Annotated in this window: 23 protein-coding genes; 14 read left to right on the top strand and 9 right to left on the bottom strand. The window is 59.5% G+C overall.

Annotated elements, in window-relative coordinates; genetic code table 11:
- Positions 1-28 precede the first annotated feature (28 nt).
- The 4 genes from COA55_RS07905 to COA55_RS07890 all read left to right on the top strand — a co-directional run bounded on the left by COA55_RS07905 (position 29) and on the right by COA55_RS07890 (position 4,613).
- Positions 29-1,588, top strand: coding sequence for a glycerol-3-phosphate dehydrogenase/oxidase (locus tag COA55_RS07905; RefSeq protein ID WP_290501334.1), 1,560 nt, complete (start codon positions 29-31; stop codon positions 1,586-1,588).
- A complete protein-coding gene (locus COA55_RS07900) occupies positions 1,588-3,150 on the top strand; it encodes an FGGY-family carbohydrate kinase (protein ID WP_290501408.1) in 1,563 nt (520 codons plus the stop codon). Before COA55_RS07905 ends, COA55_RS07900 begins: the two co-directional genes overlap by 1 nt.
- A gap of 61 nt (positions 3,151-3,211) precedes the next feature.
- Positions 3,212-4,192 (top strand): hypothetical protein, encoded by a 981-nt coding sequence (locus COA55_RS07895; protein WP_290501332.1) that lies wholly within the window; start codon positions 3,212-3,214, stop codon positions 4,190-4,192.
- A 4-nt stretch (positions 4,193-4,196) separates the two neighbouring features.
- A complete protein-coding gene (locus COA55_RS07890; RefSeq protein ID WP_290501330.1) occupies positions 4,197-4,613 on the top strand; it encodes a MerR family transcriptional regulator in 417 nt (138 codons plus the stop codon).
- Positions 4,614-4,740: 127 nt separating this feature from the next.
- Here the strand turns inward: COA55_RS07890 and COA55_RS07885 are convergent, their stop codons facing one another.
- Entirely contained in the window at positions 4,741-6,720 is a 1,980-nt protein-coding gene (locus COA55_RS07885; protein ID WP_290501328.1) for a sodium:proton antiporter, read from the bottom strand.
- Positions 6,721-7,164: 444 nt separating this feature from the next.
- Here COA55_RS07885 and COA55_RS07880 point away from each other — a divergent pair, with 444 nt between their 5' ends.
- The gene (locus COA55_RS07880) at positions 7,165-8,346 is read left to right on the top strand and encodes a multidrug effflux MFS transporter (protein WP_063538025.1); all 1,182 of its coding nucleotides are present in this window, start codon (positions 7,165-7,167) and stop codon (positions 8,344-8,346) included.
- Here COA55_RS07880 and COA55_RS07875 read toward each other — a convergent pair.
- Positions 8,323-10,734: an ABC transporter permease gene (locus COA55_RS07875; RefSeq protein ID WP_290501325.1), complete on the bottom strand. Its 2,412-nt coding sequence runs from the start codon at positions 10,732-10,734 to the stop codon at positions 8,323-8,325. The genes COA55_RS07880 and COA55_RS07875 overlap by 24 nt on opposite strands.
- Positions 10,727-11,404, bottom strand: coding sequence for an ABC transporter ATP-binding protein (locus COA55_RS07870; RefSeq protein WP_290501406.1), 678 nt, complete (start codon positions 11,402-11,404; stop codon positions 10,727-10,729). Before COA55_RS07870 ends, COA55_RS07875 begins: the two co-directional genes overlap by 8 nt.
- A 1-nt stretch (position 11,405) precedes the next feature.
- Here COA55_RS07870 and COA55_RS07865 point away from each other — a divergent pair, with 1 nt between their 5' ends.
- Together COA55_RS07865 and COA55_RS07860 are read left to right on the top strand one after the other, a co-directional pair.
- On the top strand, positions 11,406-12,035 hold the full coding sequence (locus COA55_RS07865; protein WP_290501323.1) for an arylesterase: 630 nt from the start codon (positions 11,406-11,408) through the stop codon (positions 12,033-12,035).
- 20 nt (positions 12,036-12,055) lie between these two features.
- The gene (locus tag COA55_RS07860; RefSeq protein WP_290501321.1) at positions 12,056-12,670 is read left to right on the top strand and encodes a DUF924 family protein; all 615 of its coding nucleotides are present in this window, start codon (positions 12,056-12,058) and stop codon (positions 12,668-12,670) included.
- Positions 12,671-12,696: 26 nt separating this feature from the next.
- Here COA55_RS07860 and COA55_RS07855 read toward each other — a convergent pair whose 3' ends face one another.
- From COA55_RS07855 to COA55_RS07845, 3 genes are all read right to left on the bottom strand, one after another.
- Positions 12,697-13,170 carry a DUF4442 domain-containing protein gene (locus tag COA55_RS07855; protein ID WP_290501319.1) on the bottom strand — a complete coding sequence of 158 codons (474 nt, stop codon included), beginning with the start codon at positions 13,168-13,170 and terminating at the stop codon, positions 12,697-12,699.
- Positions 13,163-15,763, bottom strand: a complete 2,601-nt coding sequence (locus COA55_RS07850; protein WP_290501317.1) for a DUF349 domain-containing protein — start codon at positions 15,761-15,763, stop codon at positions 13,163-13,165. The genes COA55_RS07855 and COA55_RS07850 overlap by 8 nt, the downstream gene beginning before the upstream one ends.
- A gap of 77 nt (positions 15,764-15,840) precedes the next feature.
- On the bottom strand, positions 15,841-16,755 hold the full coding sequence (locus tag COA55_RS07845; protein WP_063520604.1) for an acyltransferase: 915 nt from the start codon (positions 16,753-16,755) through the stop codon (positions 15,841-15,843).
- A gap of 143 nt (positions 16,756-16,898) precedes the next feature.
- Between COA55_RS07845 and COA55_RS07840 the strand changes: the two genes are divergently transcribed.
- Entirely contained in the window at positions 16,899-17,999 is a 1,101-nt protein-coding gene (locus COA55_RS07840; protein ID WP_290501314.1) for a hypothetical protein, read from the top strand.
- Between the two features lie 82 nt (positions 18,000-18,081).
- On the opposite strand, the gene COA55_RS07835 is transcribed toward COA55_RS07840, so the two are convergent.
- From COA55_RS07835 to COA55_RS07825, 3 genes are all read right to left on the bottom strand, one after another.
- Positions 18,082-18,744 (bottom strand): TIGR04211 family SH3 domain-containing protein, encoded by a 663-nt coding sequence (locus tag COA55_RS07835; protein WP_290501313.1) that lies wholly within the window; start codon positions 18,742-18,744, stop codon positions 18,082-18,084.
- Between the two features lie 147 nt (positions 18,745-18,891).
- Positions 18,892-19,191, bottom strand: coding sequence for a YciI family protein (locus COA55_RS07830; protein ID WP_290501312.1), 300 nt, complete (start codon positions 19,189-19,191; stop codon positions 18,892-18,894).
- Positions 19,192-19,202: 11 nt separating this feature from the next.
- Positions 19,203-19,952 carry a VC0807 family protein gene (locus tag COA55_RS07825; protein WP_290501310.1) on the bottom strand — a complete coding sequence of 250 codons (750 nt, stop codon included), beginning with the start codon at positions 19,950-19,952 and terminating at the stop codon, positions 19,203-19,205.
- Between the two features lie 164 nt (positions 19,953-20,116).
- Between COA55_RS07825 and COA55_RS07820 the strand changes: the two genes are divergently transcribed.
- The 6 genes from COA55_RS07820 (at position 20,117) to rluB (ending at position 25,845) form a co-directional block, all read left to right on the top strand.
- On the top strand, positions 20,117-20,971 hold the full coding sequence (locus COA55_RS07820) for a PHP domain-containing protein (protein ID WP_363970013.1): 855 nt from the start codon (positions 20,117-20,119) through the stop codon (positions 20,969-20,971).
- A gap of 96 nt (positions 20,972-21,067) precedes the next feature.
- Positions 21,068-21,691, top strand: a complete 624-nt coding sequence (locus COA55_RS07815; protein ID WP_063518829.1) for an L-threonylcarbamoyladenylate synthase — start codon at positions 21,068-21,070, stop codon at positions 21,689-21,691.
- A gap of 140 nt (positions 21,692-21,831) precedes the next feature.
- Positions 21,832-23,046, top strand: coding sequence for a tryptophan--tRNA ligase (locus COA55_RS07810; protein ID WP_197468417.1), 1,215 nt, complete (start codon positions 21,832-21,834; stop codon positions 23,044-23,046).
- A 12-nt stretch (positions 23,047-23,058) separates the two neighbouring features.
- A complete protein-coding gene (locus COA55_RS07805) occupies positions 23,059-24,054 on the top strand; it encodes a ScpA family protein (protein WP_290501307.1) in 996 nt (331 codons plus the stop codon).
- Positions 24,055-24,056: 2 nt separating this feature from the next.
- The gene (gene scpB / locus COA55_RS07800) at positions 24,057-25,010 is read left to right on the top strand and encodes an SMC-Scp complex subunit ScpB (protein WP_290501305.1); all 954 of its coding nucleotides are present in this window, start codon (positions 24,057-24,059) and stop codon (positions 25,008-25,010) included.
- Entirely contained in the window at positions 25,003-25,845 is an 843-nt protein-coding gene (gene rluB, locus COA55_RS07795; RefSeq protein WP_063518826.1) for a 23S rRNA pseudouridine(2605) synthase RluB, read from the top strand. The genes scpB and rluB overlap by 8 nt, the downstream gene beginning before the upstream one ends.
- Positions 25,846-25,967 lie beyond the last annotated feature (122 nt).

Below are 25,967 nucleotides of genomic sequence, written 5' to 3'. Positions count from 1 at the left end.
TTCGCTTACGACCAACAGGAAAAACTCTATGCTCGGCCAACGCCGCACGCTGACTGAACTCGCCGCCCCCGCCCAGGGCAAGCCGCAATGGGACCTGATCGTTATCGGTGGCGGCATCACGGGTGCCGGTGTCATGCTGGAGGCGGCCCGTCGCGGGCAGCGGGTGCTGCTACTGGAGCAAACCGATTTCGCCTGGGGCACCTCCAGCCGTTCCTCCAAAATGGTGCACGGCGGCCTGCGCTACATCGCCCAGGGCGATGTGGCGCTGACACGCCACTCACTGCTGGAACGTGAACGTTTGCTCAATGAGTTGCCGGGGCTGGTGGAGCGGGCCACGTACCTTTTCCCGTTACGCAAGGGCGTATTCCCCGGGCGCTGGCCCATGAAGGCGGTGTTGTGGCTGTACGATTTCCTGGCCGGTATTCGCGACCACCGTTACCTGAACAAGGCACAGCTGTTAAAGCGGGTGCCCGGGTTGCAGGATCAGGATCTCACCGGGGCCATGTGTTATACCGATGCTCTCACTGACGATTGTCGCCTGGTCATGCGCACGCTGCTGGAAGGGGCGCGCCATGGCGGGGTAGCACAAAATTACGCGCGTGTTGTTCAGGCCGAACAGAGCGGGAAAGGTGAACAGGGCTTCTCTGTTACCGTTGAAGACCGGGTCAGTGGTGAGCTGTCCACGCTCAAGGCTGCTGCGGTGGTGAGCGCTACCGGAGCCTGGGCAGACCGTTTTTCCGGCGCTGAGGCCAGGGTGCGGCCATTGCGTGGCAGCCACCTGTTTATCGACCCGGCGGTATTACCGGTCAACGATTGCCTTACGGTGATGCACCCCGATGATGGTCGGCCGGTGTTTGTGTTCCCCTGGGAAGGGGTGACCTGTGTGGGCACCACGGACCTGGACCACCCCCAGGACATGGATATTGAAGCTGCGGCCAGTGATCGGGAAGTGGTCTACCTGCTCAAGCTGATCAATACCCAGTTCCCCGGCCGCAACGTCACCCGTGATCACATCTATTCGACCATCGCCGGGGTGCGCCCGGTTATCGCCTCAGGCAAGGGCGTGGATCCGTCCAAGGAGCGCCGGGATCATGCGGTGTGGGGTGAAAATGGCATTGTCACCGTCAGCGGCGGCAAGCTCACCACCTTTCGGTTGATTGCACTGGATGCGCTGTTGGCCACCGGTTTGATCGACGCTAAAGAGCACCGGCGCAGCCAGAAAAGCAAAGCGCGGGGGTTTGAGCCCATCGAGAATGCCCCCGAGGCCGTGGAGGCGTTTCTGCATGCGGACCAGGCGAACCCCGCCTTTATTGCGTGGATCCTGGCCCATGAATCGGTGGTGCATCTGGATGATCTGATGTTGCGCCGCACCCGCCTCGGGCTGGTCAAGCCCGCCGCAGGGATCGCGGTGCTGGCGACATTACGTGCGCAAATCCAACAGGCCCTGGGCTGGGATGACAGCCGCTGGGACAAGGAGCTGATCCGCTACCGGCAGATTCATCAGCGCTACTATGGCGTGCCCACAGCTGCTGGTGCCGCTGCTGAGCCGAACGTTTCGGCCGAGATCCGGGAGAAGCAGGCAGGATGATGGATGAGCCGCTGGTACTGGCGCTGGATCAGGGCACACAAAGCGTGCGTGCCATGTTATTCAATCGCGACGGCGAGTTGATCGCCCGTTACCAGCAGCATATCGAGCCTTATTTCTCCCTCGAACCGGGTCAGGCAGAACAACATGCCGGCTATTTCTGGGAGCAGCTCGGACTCGCTTGCCAGGGATTATGGGAGCAGCACGGCGCACTCAAACATCAGGTGAAAGCGGTGGCTCTGACCACCCAGCGCGCTTCGGTGGTGTGTCTTGATGAACACCAGCAACCGATACGCCCGGCGATTATCTGGCTGGACCAGCGCCGCACGGATTCCATTCCCCGGCTGCCATGGTGGCTGGCCGCCCCGGTGACAGTGATGGGGCAGGGGGAAACCCTGCGCCAGTTCCAGGCCAAGGCCGAGTGCAACTGGTTGGCGGTGGACGAACCTGTGCTATGGCAGAAAACCCGGTATTTTTTGCTGCTGTCCGGCTACCTGACCTATCAGCTTACCGGGCAGCTGCGGGACTGTACCGCGTCCCAGGTGGGCTACATTCCTTTCGATTATAAAAGGCGCTGCTGGGCAGCGGCCCATGACCTTAAATGGCAGGCGTTGCGGGTGCGCCGTGAACAGTTACCGGAACTGGTAGAGCCGGGCAAACCACTGGGGGCGATCACCGAGCAGGCCAGCCTGGCCACAGGCATCCCCGCAGGGCTGCCCCTGATTGCCTGCGGCGCGGACAAAGCCTGCGAAGTGTTGGGTGCCGGCGCGTTCACCCCGGAAATTGGCAACCTCAGTTACGGCACCACCGCCACGTTCAACACCTGCAACGCGCGCTACGTGGAGCCAATCACCTTTGTCCCGGCCTACGGCGCCGCCGTGCCCGACCGCTATAATTCCGAAATCATCGTTCAGCGCGGTTACTGGATGGTGAACTGGTTCAAGCGTGAATTCGGGCAACAGGAAGTGCAGCAGGCCGAAACGCTGGGCGTGGCACCGGAAACGCTCTTTGAGGCCTTGCTGGAAGAGTCTTCGCCGGGCGCCATGGGGTTGATGCTGCAGCCGTTCTGGAACCCGGGCGTGCGCATTCCCGGTCCAGAGGCCAAGGGGGCCATTATCGGGTTTGGCGATGTACACACCCGCGCCCACCTGTACCGGGCGATTATCGAGGGCATCGCCTATGCCCTGCGTGAGGGAAAAGAGCGGCTGGAAAAGCGTAACCGCATTCCGGTCACCTCCCTGCGCGTGTCTGGTGGTGGCTCGCAAAGCGATGCGATCATGCAGATCACCGCGAACATCTTCAATTTGCCTGCAGTCAGGCCCCACACCACGGAAACCTCCGGTTTGGGGGCTGCGATCAATGCGGCCGTTGCTTTGGGGCTGCACCCGGACTATCCCTCTGCGGTGGCCGCCATGACACGCCCGGGTGATACCTTCCTGCCAGAGGCGGCCCCGGCACGTCACTACGACGCCCTGTACCGGGACGTCTACCGCAAGTTATATCCTCGGCTGGCGCCGTTATACCGTTCCATTCGCCGCATTACCGGCTATCCGGCTCGGGTTTAATCACGCCCGCGCTGTCCTCTGTGGTAGGGTCTTCCCTCCATTGTCTTCACGGTTTGTGTCCATGTTCCGCTGGTGCTCAACGCTGTCTCTGCTTGCCTCTTTGCTGGCGCTGCCTTCGGCTGTGCACAGTGACGATAACAGCAACACCCTGAGCCAATTGCGGGCCGATCTATCACAGGGCCAGCTGGGGGCGCTGTTACAGCGCCAGGATATCGTGCCGTTGCCGGCGTCGACCATCAAACCCTGGGTGCAGGCGCAGCCCATCGACCGTTTTGCCATTACCGGATTCAATGAAAGCGACAGCCGTTTTGCGGCGCGGGTACGGCTGCATTTTCCTGATGGCGCCATCAGTTTCCTCCGCCTGGAAGGGGCTCCGGCTAACCCCTACACATTAACCGACTGGTACGATTACAGTTCCGGGATGCGGCTAACCGCGCTACTGGAAGAAGGCCGCTGGCTGCAAAGTGAAGCAGGCAAGGCGTTTCTGGAAGCGCTCGGTGAGTCACCGAATCAGGCGCGTGTAGCCAACCTGGCGCAAGGGCGTCCTGCGGCGCTGAAATTGTGGCTGACCCAGTGTCTGGGCAAGCCCTGCGAGCGCATTGCTGTGGAACATCAGCTTGAATCCGAACAGCCGATGGTCTGGTTGCTGCGCCGGGCAATTGCGAGTGGCGGCATGGACCAGTACCAGCAACAGCACGATACGTTGCTGACAGCGCTGGGTGACGATCCTTACCTGTGGTGGCTGGAAGGGCAGTATGCGCTGGAATACCAGCAGTGTGCCTGGCTGGCCTCGCCATTACGCGAGGCCTGGCTGCGCCATCAGGAGGTGCTGGTTCTGGCGGATGTGGCTCTGCAGTGCACGCTGAACCACACCCCGGAGAAAACCGCCTTTGGCACGGCGCTGACTCGACAACTGCCTGTGGCTACGATCATGGATTCGGTAACTGCGTTTTTTGCAGCCCATAACCGCTCGGTACCAGAAAATTGGCGGCGGTGGGGCCAGACCTATTTATCACCCATCCCGCCGTCTGATCAGGAGTAACGCCATGCGTGTATCGGAACTGGCAAAAAAGGCGAACACCACAGCAGAAACCGTGCGCCATTACACGGATATCGGTTTGCTGTCACCGAGTCGCGACAGCCATAACGGCTACCGTTATTACGGGGCAGAGGATTTACGCTTGTTGCGGTTTGCCCTGAAAGCCCGGTCTCTGGGGTTCACTCTGGGCGATATTCAGTCACTGACTCAGGCCTCCCGCGAAGGGGAAACACCTTGTGGCCAGGTCCGCACCCTGATTGAAAGCCGGCTAACGCAGGTAGAAGCTCGAATCGCCGAACTGCAGGCGTTGAGTGCTCGTATGCGTGATGCGATGAATGAATGGCAGGGTGCGCCGGACTGCCGGCTGGATGATGGCCGGGTATGTGGTCTGATTGATTCCTTTGTGGGTAACGAAGCAGAGTAGGGCAGCGCTGGCTGAACCGTTGAGCCTTTCGTTTAGAAACTTATCCAGCACAAGGAGCAGGAGGAGCGGAGAAGAGCACCTGCAGCCATCATCAGTATTGGCTACAGGTGCTCACCAGCGAAGCGGGCTAGGCGCTCGATTTTTTCTGCGAACTCCCTTTCTTCTTGTCGGCGATGGCCGAACCGGACTTGTCCTTGTCCGATTTGTTGTCAGTGTTGGTCTCTTTTTCCTCGCCTTTGCCATCCGCCTTGTTCTCCGCTGCCGCTTTCTCGGCGGCGGCTTCAGCGCGGGCTTCGGCTTTCTTTTCTTCCTTGGCGGCGTCTTCTTTCACCAGGCCAAGAATATGCCAGCCGGCCTTCGGGTCAGGCTGCTCTTCCGCGGAGAAAACATGAATTCGCTCGCGGGCATCAATGGCAAATAGCGGCCAGACCTGGCGCCCCGGTGCCTCCTTGTAGGCCTGAAAACTGAACTCTTCGGTAATGCGTGTTTTGCGGATTTCAGCGCCCTGGCTGAGCAGGCTGGCCAGGCGGGCATAGGTCATCTCCGGCGCAAAAAGGGTGGCGCCACGGTGTTCTGGCGCCACTTCGTGCTTCACTTCCTTTTCCGTTTTCTGGGTGGGCAGGCTGAAAATGTTCTGTTCGCCGAATTCCAGCCGGTAGCGCATGGTCGCCATGGTATTAAGCTCACGGCGAGGGCTGAGGCCCAGCAGCTTGCCATAGCCCACCAGATCCAGATATTGATCCGCGTGTTGAGATACCGGGTTGCCGTAAAAGGTGCCCAGCCCTTCCATCCTCGCCGAACGAATGGACTCCCAGCTGGAATCGGTGACCACCACCGGGTACTGGTTTTTCTGCAAGGCCGCACCAATGGCCCGGGCCACCGGGTTGGCGCCGATGATCAGGAAGCCGCGTGCGGCAGGTTCCGCCACTTTCAGCAGGCGGGCCAGAGGCCGAGCCGTGAGGCTCTGCAACGCTACCGTGCCGATAATCACCATAAAGGTGAGCGGCACCAGCTTTTCGGCCCCGGAAACGCCATTTTGCTGCAAGCGTTCGGCAAACAGGGCGGAGATCGCCGCGGCAACAATACCGCGCGGAGCAATCCAGGCGAGCAGGGACTTTTCTCGCCAGTTTAGCGATGAGCCCAGTGTGGAAACCCATACCGACAGGGGGCGGGCAACGAATTGAATGATCGCCAGTACCGCCAGAGCCGTGAGCCCAAGCTGGCTCAGCTCGCTCATTTCCAGTCGTGCCGCGAGCACAATAAAGAGGCCGGAAATGAGCATGACCGACAGATTTTCCTTGAAATGGAGAATGTCGTCGGTGCGTACTCCTTTGCGGTTGGCCAGCACGATACCGGTGGCGGTAACGGCTACCAGCCCGGATTCTTCACTCAGCCCGTTGGCCAGAACGAATTCGCCAATGATCGAGGACAGCACCAGAAAACTGCGCAGGTATTCAGGAATCAGGTGGCGGCGCAGCAGCTCGGCGAGCCCAAACGCCACAACGCAACCGATGGCGGCACCCACACCGATGGTCTGGAAGAACAGCCAGAGTGTATGCAGCACCGCGCCGTCCTGTCCGCTTGCCACTACCAGTTCATAGGCCAGTACCGCGAAAATTGCGCCCAGCGGGTCGATCACAATCCCTTCCCAGCGAAGCAGGCGCGACACACTGCTCACGGGCCGCACGCTGCGCAGCAGGGGAACAATCACGGTGGGGCCGGTCACCACAACAAGGGCACCGAACAACAAGGCCAGGCCCAGCGGCAGCTTCAGCACCCACCAGGCAGAGACCGTCACGATGCTCCAGGTGACCAGTGCGCCCCAGGTGACCAGCCGCCGCACGGTTTTTTCCAGGCCGCGAATCTCATCGAAGCGCAGCGTCATCGCGCCTTCGAACAGAATAATGGATACCGCCAGTGAAACACCGGGAAGCAGCAGGTCGCCAAACAGCTCCTTGGGTTGCAGTACGTCAAAGAACGGGCCAAGGGCAAGGCCGGTAAGCAACAAGGGCAGGATGGCGGGGAGCTTGATTCTCCAAGCCAGCCACTGGCAGGCAAACGCAGCCACGGTGATGATGGCTAGCTGGAAAGGGACACTTAAATCCATGAAGTTCCTAGGTGATGAAACGGATCCACATCTGGCGGGCACTTATCCATTGGCCGGCGAGATGGGCATTGCGGTAGCCACGGGCAGGGCAATACGATTGCGGTCATGCTGCCACGAGCCAAGCCGCATTATGCATGATTGCGGGTGGCGGTAAACGCGTGTTCGGGCATCAAGCGCCGGGCTGCTTACCCGTGAGCCGGCTAATAGTCACAGCCCCTCAGCCCTGTCGCAACCTGTTTTTACCTGCAAACATTGAACCTGATTCATAAATCGACTGAAAGGGTTAGGGCATTGCGGTACCATTGCGTGCGATTGCGCTCTTGAGGCTGAGTTTGCGGGGCATTGCTGAACCGCTCCGGCATATCCGTCTTTACCCCGCATCATTCTCAATCTGGGCTCCCAAGGGGCGCAAAACGTGCACCGGGCCCGGCATCAGGATACTTCATGCAAAACCTTTCTCCCGGCCGCCTGGCATTCTTGCTCGCCACCCTGGTGGCACTGGGGCCTTTGGCCATTGACACCTACCTCCCGGCATTGCTGGCCATGTCCGGGCATTTCGCCGTTGAAATCCATGCGGTGGAGGTGTCGGTCAGTGTCTATGTACTGGGGGTGGCTGCGGGCCAGTGGCTGGGCGGGCCGCTGTCGGATCAGTTTGGCCGCAAACCGGTGGCCTATGTGGGGCTGACCCTGTTTATTCTTGGCTGCCTGAGCATTCCGCTGTCTTCGAATATCGAGATGCTGTACATGCTGCGCTTTCTACAGGCGCTGGGTGGTGGTGCCACGGTGGTCATTGCGGCGGCCTCAGTACGAGATCATTTTACCGGCAAGGAAGCGGCCAAGGTGATGACCACCATCGGCCTGGTGATGCTGGTGGCCCCCCTGGTGGCGCCGGCAGTGGGGGCTTTGCTGCTCAAGTTGTTTGGCTGGCAAAGCATTTTCTACATGCTGGCGATATACGGATTCATGCTCTTTGGCATTGTGCGTTTCCTGCTGCCCACCGTGGCGGTGAAACCGGGTACCGAGCCGCTACGCCAGCGCATGTTCCTTGCCTACGGCCGGGTGTTGAGTAACCGCCAGGCCATGGGCTTTATTCTGGCCAATGGCCTGGCGTTTGCCGCCATGTTTACCTTTATTACCGATGCTGCCTTTCTTTACATGGAGTATTTCAGAATCACTCCAGAGCAGTTCCCCCTGTATTTTGGCGCCAATGTGGTGACCATGCTCGGCATGAACCGGTTAAACGTTTTGCTGCTGCGCCGTTACAGCAGTGCATCAATCATGCAGGTGGCACTGGCGTTACAGGTGGCGGCCTGTCTAACCTTGCTGGGTTTAACCCTGGCCGGTTTGCTGACGCTGTGGCTGGTGGTGCCGCTGATCATGGTTGCTGCAGGAATGGTCGCGTTGATCATGCCCAACGGCATCGCCAGCTTCCTGGATTTGTTCGATCGCGACAGTGGTGCGGCCACCGGGCTGAATGGCGCGCTGCAATTTCTGTTGGCAGGTGTTATCGGTACGGTGCTGGGCATGCTCCACGATGGCAGCACGTTACCCATGACCGCCTTGATGGCCGCCAGTAGCGTGGCGGCCTGGGTGGCATTCTCTCTATTGGCCCGCCGACAGCCCTGAGCCTTTGGGCATCAGCGGTGGTGCCAGCAGGGCGGCCAGCGTTACCAACCCGGCAACACCCCACGGCAGTAACAGCCAGCCACTCAACGGCAACTGGCTGTCGAACAGGCGAGTGCCGAGCGGTATCAGGGCGGCCAGGTGGATCAGATTGGCCAGCAATGCGGCCCCACCGAACAGATAGAAGGCTTGCAGTGCCGCGGTTTTACGCAGCAAGGCGCGGCGGCCCCCAATCACGATCAGCAACCGGTTGTCCCGGCGCAGGGCGTCTGTCATCGCCAGCAGGGCCGCCATCAGCACCAGCAGGGCAGCGAGTAACAGCAGTACACCCACCACAAAGGCCGCACGGCTAGCCTGGCCGATGATGTCCTGCAGCGTGGCCAGGATGGCATTTACGTCCAGCAAGCTGATTTGCGGGAATTGCTGGACCAGATCGCCCAGCTCTGCCTGCTGATCTGCGGGCAGGAAAAAGCTGGTGATCCAGGTGCGGCCCTGCGTCTTCAGCGTGTCGGGCGAGAAGATGAAATAAAAATTGGGAGCAAAGCTTTCCCAATCCACCTCACGCAGCCCCACCACGGTGGCACTGATGGTCGGCCCGGCGCCGGTGAACGTGAGCGAATCCCCGAGTTGTAGTCCCAACGAATCCGCCAGTTTGCTTTCCACGGTGACTTCATTGGCGCCGCTGGCCCAGCGCCCTTCAGTGAGAATGTTGCTGTCCGGCAGGGTATCGGCTTCGGTGAGTGACAGGTCCCGGTTCAGGGCGCGTTCAGCCCGATCCTCTTCCTTGGTAACGGCGCTGCGAACGGGCTCGTCGTTAATGGCGGTGAGCCGGGCTCGAACCACCGGATAGAGCGGCTGGGATTCACTGTTGTGCGCGCCAAGCCAGTCATTGAAGGCGTCCAGATCCTGATCAAACAGATTGATCACAAAATAGTTGGGCGCCTGTTCCGGGAGTGTGGCCCGCCAGTCACTCAGCAATTCCCGCCCGGTTTGCACCGACATGGAAAGCACGGTCAGGGAAATGATCAGGGCCGCCAGCAAGGGCAGGGTGGTCGCCTTGCGGCGGCTCAACCGGCGCAGGGCCAGCCGCGCAGGCAGGCTCAGGCGCGTACTGAAACGATCCAGTAACTGCACCAGTGGCCACAGAATCATTGGTAGTCCCAGCGAGACTGCCAGGGTGAGCAGCAATAGCGGCCACAGCGCCGCCAGCGAACCGGTCATGATGGCAGCCAGGGGAATAGGCGTGGCAATGGCGATGAGCAAAACCCGCCGCCCCAGCCGGGTCGGCGCCTCACGGCCACTGAGTAGTGCGGTGGCGGGCAGCGACAGGCTCACCCACAGCGTGGGTGCGGCAAATCCGAGCCAGAGCAGCACCGGACCCAGCAGCCCCCAGATCACCGGCGCCATGAAAAACTGTTCCGCACCGAGCAACGCGGAGAGCTGCCGGCCCACCAGTACGGCAAGCGCGACACCGGCAATGATCGGCAGCAGCAGCGCAAGCACATCACCACCCAGTAACCGCCGGACGATTTGCCGTTGTCGAGCGCCTACGGTTTTCATCACGGCACACAATGTTTGTTGCTGGCGCGCACGATGGCTGGCGGTGAGATAAATGGCGGCGGCACACAGCAGCACCACCAGCATCACCGCCAGTTGCGACCACAGAAACATTTGCTCCACCGGGCCACGGCTACGCAGATCTGTGGTTGCCACGGTTTCGATGGACTGGTCCGGGCGCAGGTTATCGCCAAGCTGTTCATCCAGGGCTGCACGTTGCTCACCATTGGCGGCCACCAGCAGGTGGTGCCGGTAGCGACTTCCCGGGCCGAGCACGCCGGTACTTTCCAGGTCCGACAGGTGCATAAGGGTACGAGGGTTCATGCTGTAGAAGCCGGCCTGTTGATCTGGCTCCTGCACCAGCACCTTGTCGATCAGAAAGCTGCGCTCACCAAGGGTAATGAATTCCCCGGTTTTCAGCCCCAGCCGGTCCAACGCCTGGCCAGCCAGCCAGACGGTTCCTGGCGTGGGGCCATGGTCCACGGGGTAAGGCTCGCTAAAGCGGGAGTCGCTGACCGACAGCTCACCATAAAGCGGGTAACCGTCGGACAGTGCGCGAATGCTGGCCAGCAAAAACTGATCTTCATTGATCAGTACGCTGGCAAAACCGGTTGCTTCAGCATGGGGTAAATCGGCAACGACCTGTTGCTGGTTCTCTTCGGGGTAACGGGAACCTTCCAGAATCCAGTCTGCCCCCAGTGCCACGGCGGTTCGCTGATTGAACCGCTGATCCACGCTGTCACGCAGAATCAGCATGGCAGTCATGGCAAAGGCCGCCACCAGCAGGGCCAGGGCCTGAACCCGAAATGCGGGGGATCGCCAGGGTTTAAACACTGAGGCGGCCCTCCGTCAGAGAGACCGATCGCTGGCAGCGACCGGCCAGCTGCGGGTCATGGGTGACTAGCACCAGCGCGGTTTTTTGCTCCGCATTCAGCGTAAACAGTAGATCGGCCACATGCTCACCGTTAGCGAAATCCAGGCTGCCGGTGGGTTCATCGGCAAACAGCAAGGCCGGCGACACAACAAAGGCCCGCGCCAGGGCAACGCGCTGCTGCTCGCCACCGGAAAGCTGTACCGGGAAGTGATGTTGCCGGTGGGCCAGGCCCACCTGATCCAGCCAGTGCATGGCCAGCTCACGGCGCTTTTCGCGGTTGAGAATTTCCAGCGGCAGCATGACATTTTCCAGCGCGGTGAGGTCATTGATCAGCTGAAAATGCTGGAACACGAAGCCGCACTGTTCGCCACGCAGTCGTGCCCGCTCGTCCTCGTCAGCCTGGCTGAACGAGGCACCATTGAGTTTCACGTCACCAGCCGTGGGCACATCAAGACCCGCCAACAAGGAGAGCAGGGTGGACTTGCCTGACCCGGAAGGGCCTGTGATCGCCAGGCTGTCACCGGCATTCACCTCAAGCGTGATATCCTGCAGCAAATCAAGCCCGCCTTCTGGGCCCTGAACGCGCTTACTGACATTGTGGGCAAGCAAAACGGGAGACGCTGTATTCATCATGGCAAGATATCTTCTACTGATTCAGTTGTTGTGCGTGACGGCATCGTCGGTTCACGCCAGCGGTGTCTTGATACTGGGCGATAGTATCAGTGCTGCCTACGGTATTGAAAAGTCGGCGGGCTGGGTTGCTCTTATGGACCAGCAACTGCAGGAAAGGTGCCCGGATTATCCCGTCATCAATGCATCGGTTAGCGGTGAAACCACCGCCGGCGGCAAAACGCGATTGCCGGCACTGTTGTCACGTCACCAGCCGGATCTGGTGGTGATTGAGCTGGGGGGTAACGATGGTTTGCGTGGTTTGTCGCCCATGGCCATTGCGAGGAACCTGGAGCAAATGGTCGTGCTTTCGCGGGAAGCGGGAGCCACCGCGGTGCTGTTGGGCATGCGCATTCCCCCCAATTACGGCCAGCAGTACACTGCCTTGTTTGAACAGCAATTCAAGGACGTTGCGCAATCCACCAGCACGCCCTGGGTGCCCTTTTTTCTGGATGGCGTGATTGAGCAGGGTTGGGTGCAGGATGATGGCATTCACCCCACCGTTGATGCTCAGCCGCTGTTGCTGGAAAGCGCCTTGTCAGTGATTGAGCCGCAACTGCCTGTGCAGTGCCAAGGCAAGAGTGATCAGTAAATACAACCGAGCGAGCCCCGATGTTTGATTTAGGCCCATCATGGCAGGAAATACTGGATTACTGGTTTAAGGATGGCCTGGAGCATGGCTGGCCATCGGGCAACATGAGCAAGCGATGGTTTGCCGCTACGGCTGGAGACGATGCGGAAATTGCACACCGCTTTGGTGCGTTGGTGGATGCGGCCCTGCAGCAGGAACTGGTGGACTGGGAAAGAACCCCCCTGGGGCGACTGGCGCTGATTCTGTTGCTGGACCAGTTCACCCGCAATATCTACCGCGGCCAGGCCCAGGCTTTCAATGGTGATCATCGGGCCGCCACGCTGGCCATTGAGGGGCTGTCACGGCAGATGCACAGCAAGCTGCCGCTGTGCGGGCAGGTTTTCTTTGTGATGCCGCTAATGCATGCCGAAGACGAAGATCTGCAGCAGCAATGCCTTTGCGCACTGGAGGCTATCAGGGCTAATGCGCCCCAGGCACTGGCCAGCCATGTGGACAGTTCGCTGAAATCCGCGCGGGAGCATCTGCAAATCGTTCAGCAATTTGGTCGCTTTCCGCACCGCAACCGCGCGCTGGGGCGGGACAGCACGGCTGAGGAGCTCAGCTTTCTGGAAAACAGCTCCGGTTTCGGGCAGTAAAACCGGTGCTCCGGTAGAGAAAGGCGCTACGCGGGTTTACGGCGGATGTAGAGCGTCTTGTTGACCACCGCCACGCGGTTTCCATCGCCATCCACGATTTCAACCGGCCAGCACGGCAGGTATTTTTCTCCCCCATCGGTGTTCGCGCGGATATCGTTGATCATGGCATCGGTGAGCTGAAAATGGGCGAAGACCCGGCCCTTGCCGGGCCGGACAAATTCGATATCCGCTGCCTTGTCCCAGACCACATAATCGCGCCCAAGCACGGTCATCACCATCAGCATGTAGAACGGGTCCACCATGGAATAGAGGCTGCCGCCGAAATGGGTTCCTACATAGTTCCGGTTGTACCAGTGCAGCCCCATGGAGACATTCAGTTCGCGGAAGTCGTCTGCCAGGTAGTCCACACGAACACCGGCGCCCAGGTAGGGCCCGTACAGGTTCAGAAACCATTGCAGGCCTTTGGGTGAGCGCGTGAATCGCGAGAGCAGATTACGCATTGCCGGGTTCGAGAACGGCAATGGCGCTGTCCAGGCGCGCTTTCACTGCGGCAGGCACCGGTGTTTGGTGCTGTTTGAGAAGCCGCTGCATTTCCTCGCGGGCGTCAAACTGTTGCTGCTTCATGACACTGGGTAGTTGCTCTAGCTGCCATTGCAAGCGGCGCTGGCGCTCCGGTTCCGGGCTGGGCACACCGGCCAGGGCCTCAAAGGCCACGGCCAGGGTAAGAGCGGAGTCAGTATTCGCACCACTTTCTGGTTGGTCAGCGGATTCGACACTTTCCGTCAGGGCCACAACGGCGTCACGGAGCTGCTGCCACTGCTGCCAACGACTGAGTTGCTGAAGTCGCTCGCTGGCGCGCCGCTTCAGTTGCTGTGCTTTGCGAACCAGCGGCTGGGGCTGATTGCCATCCAGGTGCTCGTCCACGGCTGCAGCCGCGCTGCGTAGACTGTTCGCTGTGTCAGCGCTAAACGGTTGCGTCAGTGATGCCTCAAGCGCATCAATGTGCGTGGTCAGCATCTGGCTCGCTTGCTCCTGTTGCTCGCGCCGGGCGGCAATATCCCGGTTGCGGGCATCGAACAGGGCATCCATGGTTTTGCGAAACGGTTTTTGCCATGTGCGGTGCTGGCCGGGCGGTAACCAGGCGGATTGCCGCCAGCGTTTCTGGATGGCTTGCGCTTCGCGTGTGGCGTGCTGGGCATCGTCCAGTTCCAGCAATGCACGGGCCTGGTCCAGCAATTGTTTTCGCTCGCTCTCGGCTTTTTCAATGTAACGATTCAGCTGCTCGTCGAGCTGGGTGAGCAGGGAGGAAAACCGTTTCTGCACATCCCGGGCGTCGGTGAACCGGATCGGGTGCAGGGTTTTCCAGTCTTTCGGGGCCTGCTGGCGAATTTGCCAGACACCATGCCAATCAGCGGTTTCCCAGTTCTGAGCGGTGACAAAGTCTTCCAGTTGCTGACACAGTGTCCGGCGCTTTTCCAAATTACCTGCCTTGATGGCGTCCAGTTCGGCAAAGTGCGCATGGCAGGGCTGGTAGGCCTGGTCGGATGCCTCTTTAAAACGCGTCCACAACGCCTGATCCTCGCCCTGGTCCGAACTCATCAGCGCGCGCCATTCATCATGGAGCGCCTGAATGGCGGTGGCCAGTTCCGGGGCATCCATGGTGGTGTCTTTAAGCGCTTCCATGCGTTCGCATAACGCCACTTTCTTCGGTTCAGCAGCAAAACGGTGCCAGTCCTGCAACTCTGCACGGCGCGGAGCGAGCTTGGTGAGCTCTGCGTCCAACCCGGTGTCTCCGTCGCTTTCGATGATCGACTGGGCTTTGTGCCAGAGCCGATTGGCATGGCGCAGATTGCCCTGGCGCAGCTCTCGCTTCAGGGCGACCAGCAAGCCGCGATGGGGCTGTGAGGCTGGTGCCGGGCGGTTCTGTGTGGACGTTTGCGCATCGGAGGTTTCGGCTTCCCGTTTACGCAGCGCCAACAATGCAGAGGGAGGCTGATATTCCCCTGGCCAACGGTCGGCCAGCTCGGCGAGTGTGGCCGGTGAGTCTGCTGCATTGATATCGGCGGCCAGGGTAAGCAGCTGTTGAAATGCGGTTACCAGGTCAGTGAAAGCCAGCCGGTCTTCATCCTGGGCCTGCGATTGCTCATCGGCGCTGTCCCAGCGGCGTTGTTGGGTGGCTAATGCGGAGCGCATTTCGCCTAGCTGATGATCCCAGGTTTCCGGGGTCGCCTGGCTCAACAGCTGATACAGGCTGTGCGCTGCCGCTTCGCGCTCAGCTTTTGCGGTCTCTGCCAGTGCCTGTTGCCGGGTTTGCTCTTGCAATTCGGTGAGCTGCGTGCGGCACTGGTGAAGGGCTTGCTGAACGCGGGAAGCCAAATCCGGGGTCGCCTGTCGTGTCAGTTGCTGCCACTGTTTTTCAAGCTGTTCCAGCTGCGGCCCATACAGGGCGTCCACACGACGGCGAGCATGCTGTTCAAGCCGATCGGCGAGGTGGTAGACCTTGGCGGTTTCCCGTTCACTCTGTTGCTGTTGTTGCTGGAGCGCCCGGGCCTGGTCGCGCGCCAGGCGAGTGACGCGCTTGTCTCGACCCTCCTTGCCTAAACGCTTCAGCAGCGAAAGGGAGGCGATGTTCTGCACAGAGGCAACACGAAGTGCTTCGGTGGGAGCATCCAGAGCCAGCTGATATAGCACGCCTTCATCCTTGAGCTGCTCAATGGCTGCCATGCGGCTGTGCATGTCCGGGCTGTGGCTGGCCACATGGGCAAGCACGTTTTCATTGCCGGTGAGCCGAATCAGGCGCAGGCGGGTGTCGCTGTTGGGGGCATCATCGGTAGTGCCTGCCAGCAGGGCCATGATGCGCATGGAGGCGGCCTCGCGAACGGAGGGCGCTTCGTCACGTTGGTGCACTTCATCCAGGGCCGCAAAATCGGTGAGTCGGCCGGTGGCGGCGGCGCGCACCAGGGCGCTGGCATCACCGCGCGCCAGCTGATTCAGCAGGCTCGCGTCATCACAGAGGTCCAGTTGCTCAACGGCTTTGAGACGAATATCGGGGTTGGCGTGTTGCCAGCGGGGTTTCAGAAATCGGCCAAACATAACAAGGTTCCAAATGCGTCCGCACGCAACACTCTCCACGCTTGCATGCGGGTGAACGAAACCCCATTGGCAGAAAATTAGCGTGTGGCGTGTTGCGCGTTGCGTGTTGCGTTCTTTTTGTCCAGCAATGCATCCTTGTCCGCCCAGAGTTCGCCAATCCATTGCTGAAAACGGGCGCGGAACTCCGCGTCGTCTTCGTAGTTGCCCTCTGAGGCCCAGGCGGGAATAACCCGTTGCTGCACAACAACTTCCACCTCGCCCATGGCGCCACCAAGAAAGGCCATCAGCGAGCGAGGTGTGCCCGGGGGATAGATAATGGTCACATCAAGCAGATTTCGCAAATGCCCGGACATGGCGTTAAGGGTAAAGGCAGCGCCACCGGCCTTGGGTTTGAGCAGGTGGCGATATGGCGAGCCTTGTTTGGCGTGCTTTTGCGCGTCAAAGCGGGTGCCTTCAAAGAAATTCATCACCGAGGTGGGGAAGTAGGCGAATTTCTCACAGGCTTTGCGGGTGGTTTCCAGGTCTTTGCCTTTCAGTGAGGGGGTCTTTTCCAGTTCGGCTTTGCTGTAACGCTTCATGAATGGGAAATCCAGGGCCCACCAGGCCAGCCCCAGCAGGGGAACCTTGATCAGTTCCTGCTTCAGGAAAAACTTGAGAAAAGGGATGCGGCGATTGGAAATGCGCTGCAGTACCAGAATGTCCGCCCAGGACTGGTGGTTGCAGGTCACCAGGTACCATTGATCCTTGCTCAGCGTGTCCATGCCACTGATGCGCCATTTGATCTGGCTGGCCAGGGCAATAATGGCGTTGTTGTTGCCAATCCAGGTTTCCGCAATGACCACCAGGATTCGTGACAGGATGACTTGTGCCTTCTCAAATCGAAGCACCAGTCGCAGCAGGGCGAAAGCGTAAAGTGGAAGGCAGAGAAGCAGGGTGTTGATCAGCATGCCTGTCAGGGCGAGTGTGGCCCGGATCTTGTGCCAAATGGTCATAGCGCGATTCATTCAGTCAACGTAAACGGGCATGCTACCCAAAGGTAAACGCCTTGTCCCGTGTCCGTTTCGGTCAAATGGCCGTTTGTCACTGCAGGATTCCGCAAATGATTCCATGCAGTTATGCTGCAGCAATGCGGACTATGGAAAGATGTTGGTTGCCCCTGTTGCTGGTGCTTTTGGCATTCGGGCTGCCATTGCCGGGTTATGCCCAGGATGGTCCGGAGGGATCCTGGCAAGACAAGCCGGAGGAGGCTGCCGCTTCCGTTCAGGAGGAGCAGGGGACCCCAGAATCACCCTCTGACGGCCCCTCAAGGGCCTTTCATCCGAACCCGTGCGGCCACCTTTCCGGGGAGGCTGGCTGGGTCGACAGAACCCACGACTGGATGTCGCGCACCGTATGCGGGCCAACACGCTGGGTCGATGGTTTTTTTATCGGCCCCAACGAAATTGATACTGAAGAGCCTGGCACACAGCTGCGGATCATTGGCGCAAGCCGCTGGCAAGACGATGATGATGACGGCAGCGAGGTAAAAATCCGCGCCCGGGTAGAGCTGCCCAACGCCCAGGAGCGCCTGAGTCTGCTTTTCCAGAATGATGACGACACCAGTGGTGAGCTGCGCAATGATCTGGATAGTCGGCCAGAAGAGGTGGGGGACGACTCGGGCGGGTTCCGCACTGCCCTGCGGTGGGTAACCAGGATGCCGGATAGAATGAATCTGGATCTGGATGCGGGGCTGCGCTCTGAATTCACTACCTTCGTTCGCGCGCGTTATCGCTGGTACACGCCGTTGCCGGGAGGAAAAACCTATTTCCGGTTTACCCAGAAAGGCTACTGGGAAGATCCGGAAGGCTTCGGCATCAACTCCCTGTTTGAGCTGGACCGGCCGCTAACGCAGGCTTCCACGATTCGCTTCAGCAGTGAATATGAATTGACGGAAGAAAATAACGAGATGAACCGTGATTGGTACTTCAATCAGACGGTGAGCCTCTATACCCGCCTGGGCAAGCAATCCGGCATCGGCTACTCGGTAGGGTTTGATGGCTATACGGATCCCATTGCAGCGATTGAAACCTGGCGCACCAGTGTGCGCTTTCGACGTAGCGTCTGGCGCCCCTGGTTCTTCTATGAAATCGAACCGTATGTATTCTGGCCTCGTTCACTGGGCTACGAGGGCATTACTGGCATTGTGCTAAGGGTGGAGGTGCAGGCAGGTTTGCCCGTGTGGGAATACCCGGAATAGGCGTTAACGCGGGGCGAGAGAACGGCTTTTCACTGGGGCGGGAGCGAGACGACGGCCCGGGTTGCCCCGGGCCGCATCCGGACTAGTTTGCCCAGCCGCTTCGCTGGCGACGGCCAGAGCGTGAACGCATCAGCACACCGGCAATCAGGCCGACAATCAGAATGCCCACGCCAGTGATCCACTGCTGGGACGTATTGTTGCTGCGCAGCATCACGTTCTCACCCTTGACCTGATCCAGCTCGGAGCGCAACAGGCTCAATTCTTCATTGAGGCGACGGTTAGCCTGGTCCAGACGAATGGGATCAGATGCCACTTCCTGAAGCTGCTCGAGTTCGTTGCTGCGTGAACTCAGGGAGTTTTTCAGCTCGTTGGATTGCTCCGACAGGGCATCCCGCTCGCCCTTGATCTCGGCGAGCTGGGTGCGCAGCTTCGCCACTTCTGCCTTGGCTTGCTCGCTGGCCTGGGTGGCGCGTTCAAGACGAATTTCAGCAGTAGGGCTCTGGCTCAGGTATTGCTTGCCGATGTAGCCCTCGGTATCGCCGTAGCGAATCTTTGCCCAGTCGCCCTCGAAGCCCAAAAACTCGATACGTGTACCGCTTTTGATCCCGCGGTGAAGGATGCGTCCGCTGGGATTGGCGGCGGCACGAATGGGTACATAAATACTGTCATCCACCCAGGCCGCAGCGGCGAGGGCGTTGCTGGATGCGCTCAGCAATGCCAGTACACAGAATAATCTAGCGAGCATCAGTCACTCCTTGAGGTCAGGCCGCGCAGTCTAAAGAAGTCATGCGGGTAGCGGCGCTACCATAGTCACATTTCGCCGCGCAGGCCGTGGTGTCTTTGTAAAAAATAGCAAATTGCCATGACTGCCCATTTGTTGCGGCTGTAGCTTTCAGGGCAGTACGCGCTTGAAGGGCTTTACCGTAACGCTGGCGTACACGCCGGCATCCATATACGGATCCGCATCCGCCCAGGCCTGGGCAGCGTCCAGGGAATCAAATTCCGCAATGACCAATGAGCCGGTAAAGCCCGCTGGGCCCGGGTCTTCACTGTCGATAGCCGGGTGTGGCCCTGCCACTTGCAGGCGCCCTTGATCACGGAGGGCTTCCAGCCGCGCCAGGTGCGCGGGGCGAGCCTGTTTGCGTGACGGCAAGGAGTCAGGGACATCTTCACTGATGATCGCGTACAGCATGGTTTCGCTCTTTATTCAGGTTTGCGGTGGTGTGCGGCCATGATGTCTTCCAGGTCTAGCCCGGTCAGCTTGCCGATGCGGCGAAACAGGAAGAGCATGGCAAGAATCAGCACAATCATGGAGGGCAAGACAATAACCGGGTAGCTCAGAGCTGTCATCTTGCCCAGTTCGGCATTGAATGCCTCGCTGCCCGGCGGGCTGGTCAAAATTATTTTGGCCAGCACGTAGTTGAGCACAGAGGACAGGAAAAAGGAGGCCGCCACCATCCAGGAAGCCTGCTTGAGGGTCAGCTCGAAGGCGCGGAGGTTGTTGTTGTCTTCCAGTTTGGCGGCAATCCTGTCGGTATCCAGCACCTTGTCGTTGTAAATGAAAGTCTTTACCAGCGGCCAGCGGGTGCGCAGGGATACCATCGTTGCAATGCCCAGCAAGGCCGGAATGGCAGCCTCTTTCATGGCGATATACTTGGCGTCCAGCTCCATCAGACTGATGCCGCCGGTAAGCATAATGCTGACGATGCCCAAGCCAGAGAAGAAATTGGCCTTGCCGTTCTGCAGGAAATCGCGCAGGCCGTAGAGCAAGGGGAAGGCCAGCGCCACCACAATGGCCCACTTGGTGCCCAGCCAGTCATCCCCGGAGAGTTTGGCCAGGATCAGGGCCGGAATCGCGATATTGATCAGCAGGTTGGCCAACAGGCTTTCTTGCTTTGGTGGCGTGGCGCTGGCTGGCTTGCCGTTCTGTTCCGGGATGTTGCTTTCGCTCATTCGAGATTCCGTTTGATCAGTTTATGGCAGCCGGAGGGCGTTAAAGATGCCGGTGAAGGGCTCAAAAATGCTACCCTGCGCCTTGATTCCCGTCGTCAGCCGTCGCAGTGGGCGCCTGTGACGCATGGGAGTCACGGCAGACACATCGAGAACCTTGAGAGGATCTGGCTATTTCTTGCAACCACACAATCGACCTGCACAGTCACAGTACAGCGTCGGACGGTATTCTAAGCCCTGCAGCGCTGGTGTCGAGGGCTGCGGACTATGGCGTAACCTGTCTGGCCCTGACTGACCACGATACCCTGGCCGGGTTGCCTGAAGCCCATGAGGCTGCCCGTCAGCACGACATCAGCCTGGTAAATGGTATCGAACTGTCTGTGCGTCACGAAAACCGGGAATATCATGTGCTTGGATTGTGGCTGGATACCGGTTGTGGTCAGTTACAGCAAAGGGTCGCAGCCCAGCAGGAGGCACGGGTAAATCGTGCCCGGGAGATCGGTCGCCGTCTGGATCGCGCAGCCACACTGGCCAACAGTTATGAGCGCACCTGTGAACTGGCGGGCACCGATGCGCCAGGGCGCCCTTTGTTTGCCCGTTTTCTTGAAGAAGCGGGCAGGGTGCGCAACCACCGGCATGCCTTCAACCGCTATCTGAAGCAGGGGCAATCCGCTTTTGTGGCGACGCCCTGGTGCGCCCTGAAAGAGGCCGTTGCCGATATTCATGCTGCCGGCGGCACCGCGGTACTGGCTCATCCGCAGGCCTACGGGATGACGCGCAAGAAACTGCGCCAGTTTCTTGCCCATTTCAAGGAAGCCGGCGGCGACGGCCTGGAAGTGGCCATGCCCGGGCTCTCCCCGCAACAGACCGCGTTGCTGGATGAATGCTGGCAACACTTTGATCTGCAGGTGTCCGCCGGATCGGATTTCCATTCGCCGGAGCAGAAATGGCTGGCGCTTGGGCGATTGCCGCCGGTGCCCAAAGGCGCCAGGCCGGTGTGGGAAGGGAGGCTAACCAGCTGACAATCGATAGTGGACAGTTGGCAGCTAAAACAATAGGTTGCGTCAATGTTTTGACGTTATCTGTCAATTATTAATTATCAACTACCAACTGAAGTTATGACCGACGTTATCTACATCCATCCCGAAACACCCCAGCCCCGCCTGATTAGACAGGCCGTGGACGTCATTCGTAACGGTGGGCTGATTGCCTACCCCACGGATACCACCTACGCGCTGGGATGTGGCATTGGTGAAAAGGCCGCTCTGGATCGCCTGATTCGCCTGCGCCAACTGGACAAAAAGCACGAATTTACGCTGCTCTGCCACGACCTCTCTGCGCTGGCCGTGTATGCCAAGGTGGACAACCCGGATTACCGCCTGCTCAAGGCGCACACCCCAGGACCCTATACCTTCATTTTACAGGGCACCACCGAAGTGCCACGCCGGCTGATGCACCCCAAAAAGCGCACCATCGGTATTCGTGTCCCTGACCATGCCATCTGTCAGGCGCTGCTGGCCGAGCACGGTGAACCGATAATGACGTCGACTTGCCACCTGCCCAATGACGAGTTTCCGCTCACCGACCCGCAGGACGTGCGCGATTTTCTGGAAAATCACGTGGACCTGGTGATCGACGGGGGCTTTTGCGGCACCCTGGAAACCACCGTCATCTCCCTGTCTGAAGGGGAGGGACCGGTGGTGGTGCGTGAAGGCGCAGGTCCAGTCGACGCCATCTATTAGTCAAATTGCAGGGATTTGCTCAGGGTTTGACCAGACACTGACAAGTCGCTGTCCCTCACGGCGCGGTTCGCCGTATAATCGCGGGCTTTCCCCGCAGCGTTCCCCCTGGAATGCCACCTACAGGGTATAAGGAGTTGGCTTTGAGTTCCGTGGTTCCCTCCCAGCGAGTTGTTTCCGGCATGCGCGCCACTGGCCGCCTGCATCTGGGGCACTACCATGGCGTGCTGAAAAATTGGGCGCGTCTGCAGCATGAGTTTGAGTGTTTCTTCTTTGTCGCAGACTGGCACGGACTCACCACTGAATACGAAAACCCGCACAAGATTGAGCAGCATGTCTGGGACCTGGTGATCGACTGGCTTGCCGCCGGAGTCAATCCGGGTTCGGCCACGCTGTTTATCCAGAGCCAGGTGCCAGAGCACGCCGAGCTGCATCTGCTGCTGTCGATGATGACACCGCTGTCCTGGCTGGAACGGGTGCCTACCTATAAAGATCAGCAGGAAAAGCTGCGCGAGAAAGATCTGAGCACCTACGGCTTTCTGGGTTACCCGCTGCTGCAGTCTGCCGATATTCTCGCTTATCGGGCCGGTCAAGTGCCGGTGGGGGCGGATCAGGTAGCGCACGTGGAGCTGACCCGGGAAGTCGCCCGTCGCTTCAACCATCTGTATGGCCGCGAACCGGGCTTTGAAGAAGCCGTGGACGCTGCCATCAAGAAGATGGGCAAGAAGCAATCCAAGATTTACCTGAACCACCGTCGCCAGTATCAGGAGCAAGGCGACGAAGCGGCGCTGGAAACAGCGCGGGCGCTGGTGGACGGGCAACAAAATATTACCCTGGGTGACAAAGAGCGCCTGCTGGGCGACCTGGAGGGTGGGGGCAAGGTCATTTTGCCTGAGCCTCAGTCGCTACTCACACAAGCCTCCAAAATGCCCGGGCTGGATGGTCAGAAAATGTCCAAATCCTACGGCAACTTCATCAGCATGCGTGAAGAGCCCGCGGATGTGGACAACAAGATTCGCCGTATGCCCACAGACCCGGCCCGGGTCCGCCGCACCGACGCCGGCAACCCGGATAACTGCCCGGTATGGCAGTTTCATATGGTGTACTCTGACGACACTACCCGGCAGTGGGTGCGCGAAGGCTGCACCAGTGCCGGCATCGGCTGTCTGGATTGCAAGAAGCCGATCATCGAAGCGGTTCAGGAAGAGTTGGAGCCCATTCGCAAACGCGCCGAAGAGCACCTGCGCAACCCGGACCTGGTCCGTACCATTGTGGCGGAAGGGTGCGAGGAAGCACGCGAAGCCGCCCGCGCCACACTGGAAGAAGTGCGCGCAGCCATGGGCCTGAATTACCGCTAGGCGGAGCAGAGCATGACGGAAACGGTAGAGCACACGGCAGAAGATCCGGCACCCAAGCAGCCAGCAGGCCTGCTCGGGCCTCTGCACCCGAGCCAGTCGGAAATGCCGTTTGGTCTGGTGTATGGCAAGGCCATTACCAAGCTACCTGATGATCTCTACATTCCGCCGGATGCCCTGGAAGTCTTCCTTGAGGCCTTTGAAGGGCCGCTGGATCTGCTCCTCTACCTGATCAAGCGCCAGAATCTCGACATCCTCGATATTCCGGTGGCCACCATCACGGTCCAGTACATGGAGTACGTGGAGCTGATGAAGGCCATGAACTTCGAGTTAGCGGCGGAATACCTGGTCATGGCGGCCATGCTCAGCGAAATTAAATCGCGCATGCTGCTGCCTCGACCCAAGGAAGACGAAGAAGAGGACGGGGAAGACCCCCGCGCCGAGCTGATTCGTCGCCTGCAGGAATACGAGCGTTTCAAGAAAGCGGCGGAAGATATCGATGAACTGCCGCGTCTGGAGCGAGACGTCTTTCCTGCCGAAGCCAAGCGCCCGGAATTCACCCGTGAGAAAGCGCAGCCGGATGTGGATATGCGCGAGTTACTGCTGGCACTGAAAGAAGTCATGCATCGTGCGGACATGTTTGAAAGCCACCAGGTATCACGGGAAAAGCTGTCCACCCGCGAGCGCATGGCCAGCGTGCTGGACAAGCTGAAAGGGCGCGAATTCGTGCCTTTTATCGAGTTGTTCAACCCGGAAGAGGGCAAGCTCGGGGTCGTGGTTACGTTCCTGGCCACACTGGAGCTAGTGAAAGGGTCACTGATCGAACTGGTTCAGACCGAAGCCTTTGCGCCTATTCACGTGAAGGCGAAAACGCTGGTATTGGAAGAGTCAGATCTTTTAGCGGGGCTCGAGCTCGAGGATGAGCCCGATGCCCAACCGGATGCCTATGAAAGCGACACCGGCTCTCTCGATGCGGTGGATGACGAAGCTCACGATGGAACCAAGGGGTAAGCGTGGACGCTGAGCAAATAAAAAGAATCATTGAAGCCGCCATTCTTGTAGCCGAAGGGCCGCTGGACCGTGACGGCATGCTGGCCTTGTTCGATGAAGAAGATCGACCCAGCAAGCAGGATTTGTCCAAATACCTTGAGCAGTTGGCTGACGAATACGAAGGTCGGGGCATTTTCCTCAAGGAAGTGGCGTCGGGCTTTCGCTTTCAGGCACGCTCGGAGCTGGGCTCCTGGGTGAGCCGCTTGTGGCAGGAAAAGCCACCCCGGTATAGCCGGGCGATTCTCGAGACCCTGGCCTTGATTGCCTATCGTCAGCCGATTACCCGTGGTGAGATCGAAGAAATTCGTGGCGTTTCGGTAAGCTCCCATATCGTCAAAAGCCTGCTGGAGCGAAACTGGGTTCGAGTTGTCGGGCACCGTGACGTGCCGGGCCGCCCGGCCATGTTCGCCACCACCAAACAGTTTCTGGACTACTTTGATCTAAAGAGCCTGGAAGACTTGCCGTCGCTGGCCGAGATTCGCGACCTGGACAAGCTGAATGAGGAGCTGGCCCTGACCGATGTGCCGCCCAGCAGAGCGGGTGAGGGCGATGCTGACGAAGCCTCCGAAGGTGACGTGGATGATGATGGCTTTGGCGAACATGAAGTGCGCCTGCCGGGTGATCAGGGGAGCATCCCCGGTTTCGAGCCGGAACCGGAAATCGACGACTCTACACAAATGAGCATGGACAAGGTCGATTCCGTACTGGCCAGCTTTGAACAGGAATTCCGCCGTAAACCCGGCGACAAGAATGACGCTGAGCCCGCCCCAGGTGGCAATGACGCGGTGGCGGATGATGCCTCCACTGAGCCGGACGGCGCTGCAAACGATAGTGATGATGTCGCGGTAGATGATGCTTCTGATCAGGAGCAGGAACCGAGCGACAGCGCAGAGGAAAGCCGAACGCCCCATGAGTGAGAAATTACAGAAAGTCCTGGCCCGTGCCGGGCTGGGCTCCCGCCGGGAGCTTGAAACCTGGATCAGCGACGGTCGCGTCTCGGTCAATGGGACTGTAGCGACCTTGGGTGACCGGGTTGGCAGTGAAGATACCCTACGTGTAGATGGCAGGATAATTAAAGTGAAGGCCGAAGAAGACACCGTTCAGCGGGTCATTATGTACCACAAGCCCCCCGGAGAAGTGTGCTCGCGCAACGACCCGGAAGGGCGCCCGACGGTGTTCGATAACCTGCCGCGCCTGCAAGGCATGCGTTGGGTGCAAGTCGGCCGGCTGGATATCAATACCACTGGCATGATGCTGTTCACCACCGACGGTGAACTGGCCCACCGCCTGATGCATCCCTCCAACGGCTTTGTGCGCGAATATGCGGTGCGGGTTCGGGGCGGCATGACCCCGGAAAAGCGCCAGGCCATGCTTGATGGTGTGTTGCTGGAGGATGGTGTTTCCAAATTCGATAGCATCGAGGATGCCGGTGGCGCAGAAGAAGGCGCCAACCACTGGTACAAGGCCACGCTGACCGGGGGCAAGTACCGGGAAGTGCGTCGCCTGTTTCAGTCCCAGGACCTGGAAGTGGCTCGCCTGATGCGGATCCGCTTTGGTGACCTGACGCTACCTCCGCAGTTGCGTCAGGGGCGCTGGATGGAGCTGGAGCCGGAGCAAATGAAAGCGCTGATCGACAAGGTGGAACTCAAGGGCAAGAAGTACACGGGGCTTTACGGCCGTGCTCGCCTGCGCCACCAGCGCAGCGGCAGCAAGCCACCGCGCAAGGCCCGCCGCGGGCCGTATCGCCGCTAGGGAACCTCTGAAAAACTCCTTGTGTACTCAGTCTTTCAGGCTGGTTCGCAATCTAGGCGCGCTTTTGAAGGTGTATGTCCATCCATCGAAAAAGCGCAACAACGAGTGCGGGCCAGCCTGAA

It is taken from the genome of Alcanivorax sp. (assembly GCF_002733835.1).
Classification (GTDB): domain Bacteria; phylum Pseudomonadota; class Gammaproteobacteria; order Pseudomonadales; family Alcanivoracaceae; genus Alcanivorax.
This window is presented reverse-complemented; position numbering and strand designations above follow the sequence as displayed.

Coding starts and splice junctions, on each gene's coding strand:
- COA55_RS07860 (WP_290501321.1), top strand. CDS start 12,056: ATGTTTGATTTAGGCCCATCATGGCAGGAAATACTGGATTACTGGTTT.
- COA55_RS07835 (WP_290501313.1), bottom strand. CDS start 18,744: ATGCTCGCTAGATTATTCTGTGTACTGGCATTGCTGAGCGCATCCAGC.
- COA55_RS07850 (WP_290501317.1), bottom strand. CDS start 15,763: ATGTTTGGCCGATTTCTGAAACCCCGCTGGCAACACGCCAACCCCGAT.
- COA55_RS07905 (WP_290501334.1), top strand. CDS start 29: ATGCTCGGCCAACGCCGCACGCTGACTGAACTCGCCGCCCCCGCCCAG.
- COA55_RS07805 (WP_290501307.1), top strand. CDS start 23,059: ATGACGGAAACGGTAGAGCACACGGCAGAAGATCCGGCACCCAAGCAG.
- COA55_RS07895 (WP_290501332.1), top strand. CDS start 3,212: ATGTTCCGCTGGTGCTCAACGCTGTCTCTGCTTGCCTCTTTGCTGGCG.
- COA55_RS07865 (WP_290501323.1), top strand. CDS start 11,406: ATGGCAAGATATCTTCTACTGATTCAGTTGTTGTGCGTGACGGCATCG.
- COA55_RS07830 (WP_290501312.1), bottom strand. CDS start 19,191: ATGCTGTACGCGATCATCAGTGAAGATGTCCCTGACTCCTTGCCGTCA.
- COA55_RS07900 (WP_290501408.1), top strand. CDS start 1,588: ATGGATGAGCCGCTGGTACTGGCGCTGGATCAGGGCACACAAAGCGTG.
- COA55_RS07880 (WP_063538025.1), top strand. CDS start 7,165: ATGCAAAACCTTTCTCCCGGCCGCCTGGCATTCTTGCTCGCCACCCTG.
- COA55_RS07845 (WP_063520604.1), bottom strand. CDS start 16,755: ATGACCATTTGGCACAAGATCCGGGCCACACTCGCCCTGACAGGCATG.
- COA55_RS07855 (WP_290501319.1), bottom strand. CDS start 13,170: ATGCGTAATCTGCTCTCGCGATTCACGCGCTCACCCAAAGGCCTGCAA.
- COA55_RS07825 (WP_290501310.1), bottom strand. CDS start 19,952: ATGAGCGAAAGCAACATCCCGGAACAGAACGGCAAGCCAGCCAGCGCC.
- COA55_RS07870 (WP_290501406.1), bottom strand. CDS start 11,404: ATGAATACAGCGTCTCCCGTTTTGCTTGCCCACAATGTCAGTAAGCGC.
- COA55_RS07890 (WP_290501330.1), top strand. CDS start 4,197: ATGCGTGTATCGGAACTGGCAAAAAAGGCGAACACCACAGCAGAAACC.
- rluB (WP_063518826.1), top strand. CDS start 25,003: ATGAGTGAGAAATTACAGAAAGTCCTGGCCCGTGCCGGGCTGGGCTCC.
- COA55_RS07840 (WP_290501314.1), top strand. CDS start 16,899: ATGGAAAGATGTTGGTTGCCCCTGTTGCTGGTGCTTTTGGCATTCGGG.
- COA55_RS07885 (WP_290501328.1), bottom strand. CDS start 6,720: ATGGATTTAAGTGTCCCTTTCCAGCTAGCCATCATCACCGTGGCTGCG.
- COA55_RS07815 (WP_063518829.1), top strand. CDS start 21,068: ATGACCGACGTTATCTACATCCATCCCGAAACACCCCAGCCCCGCCTG.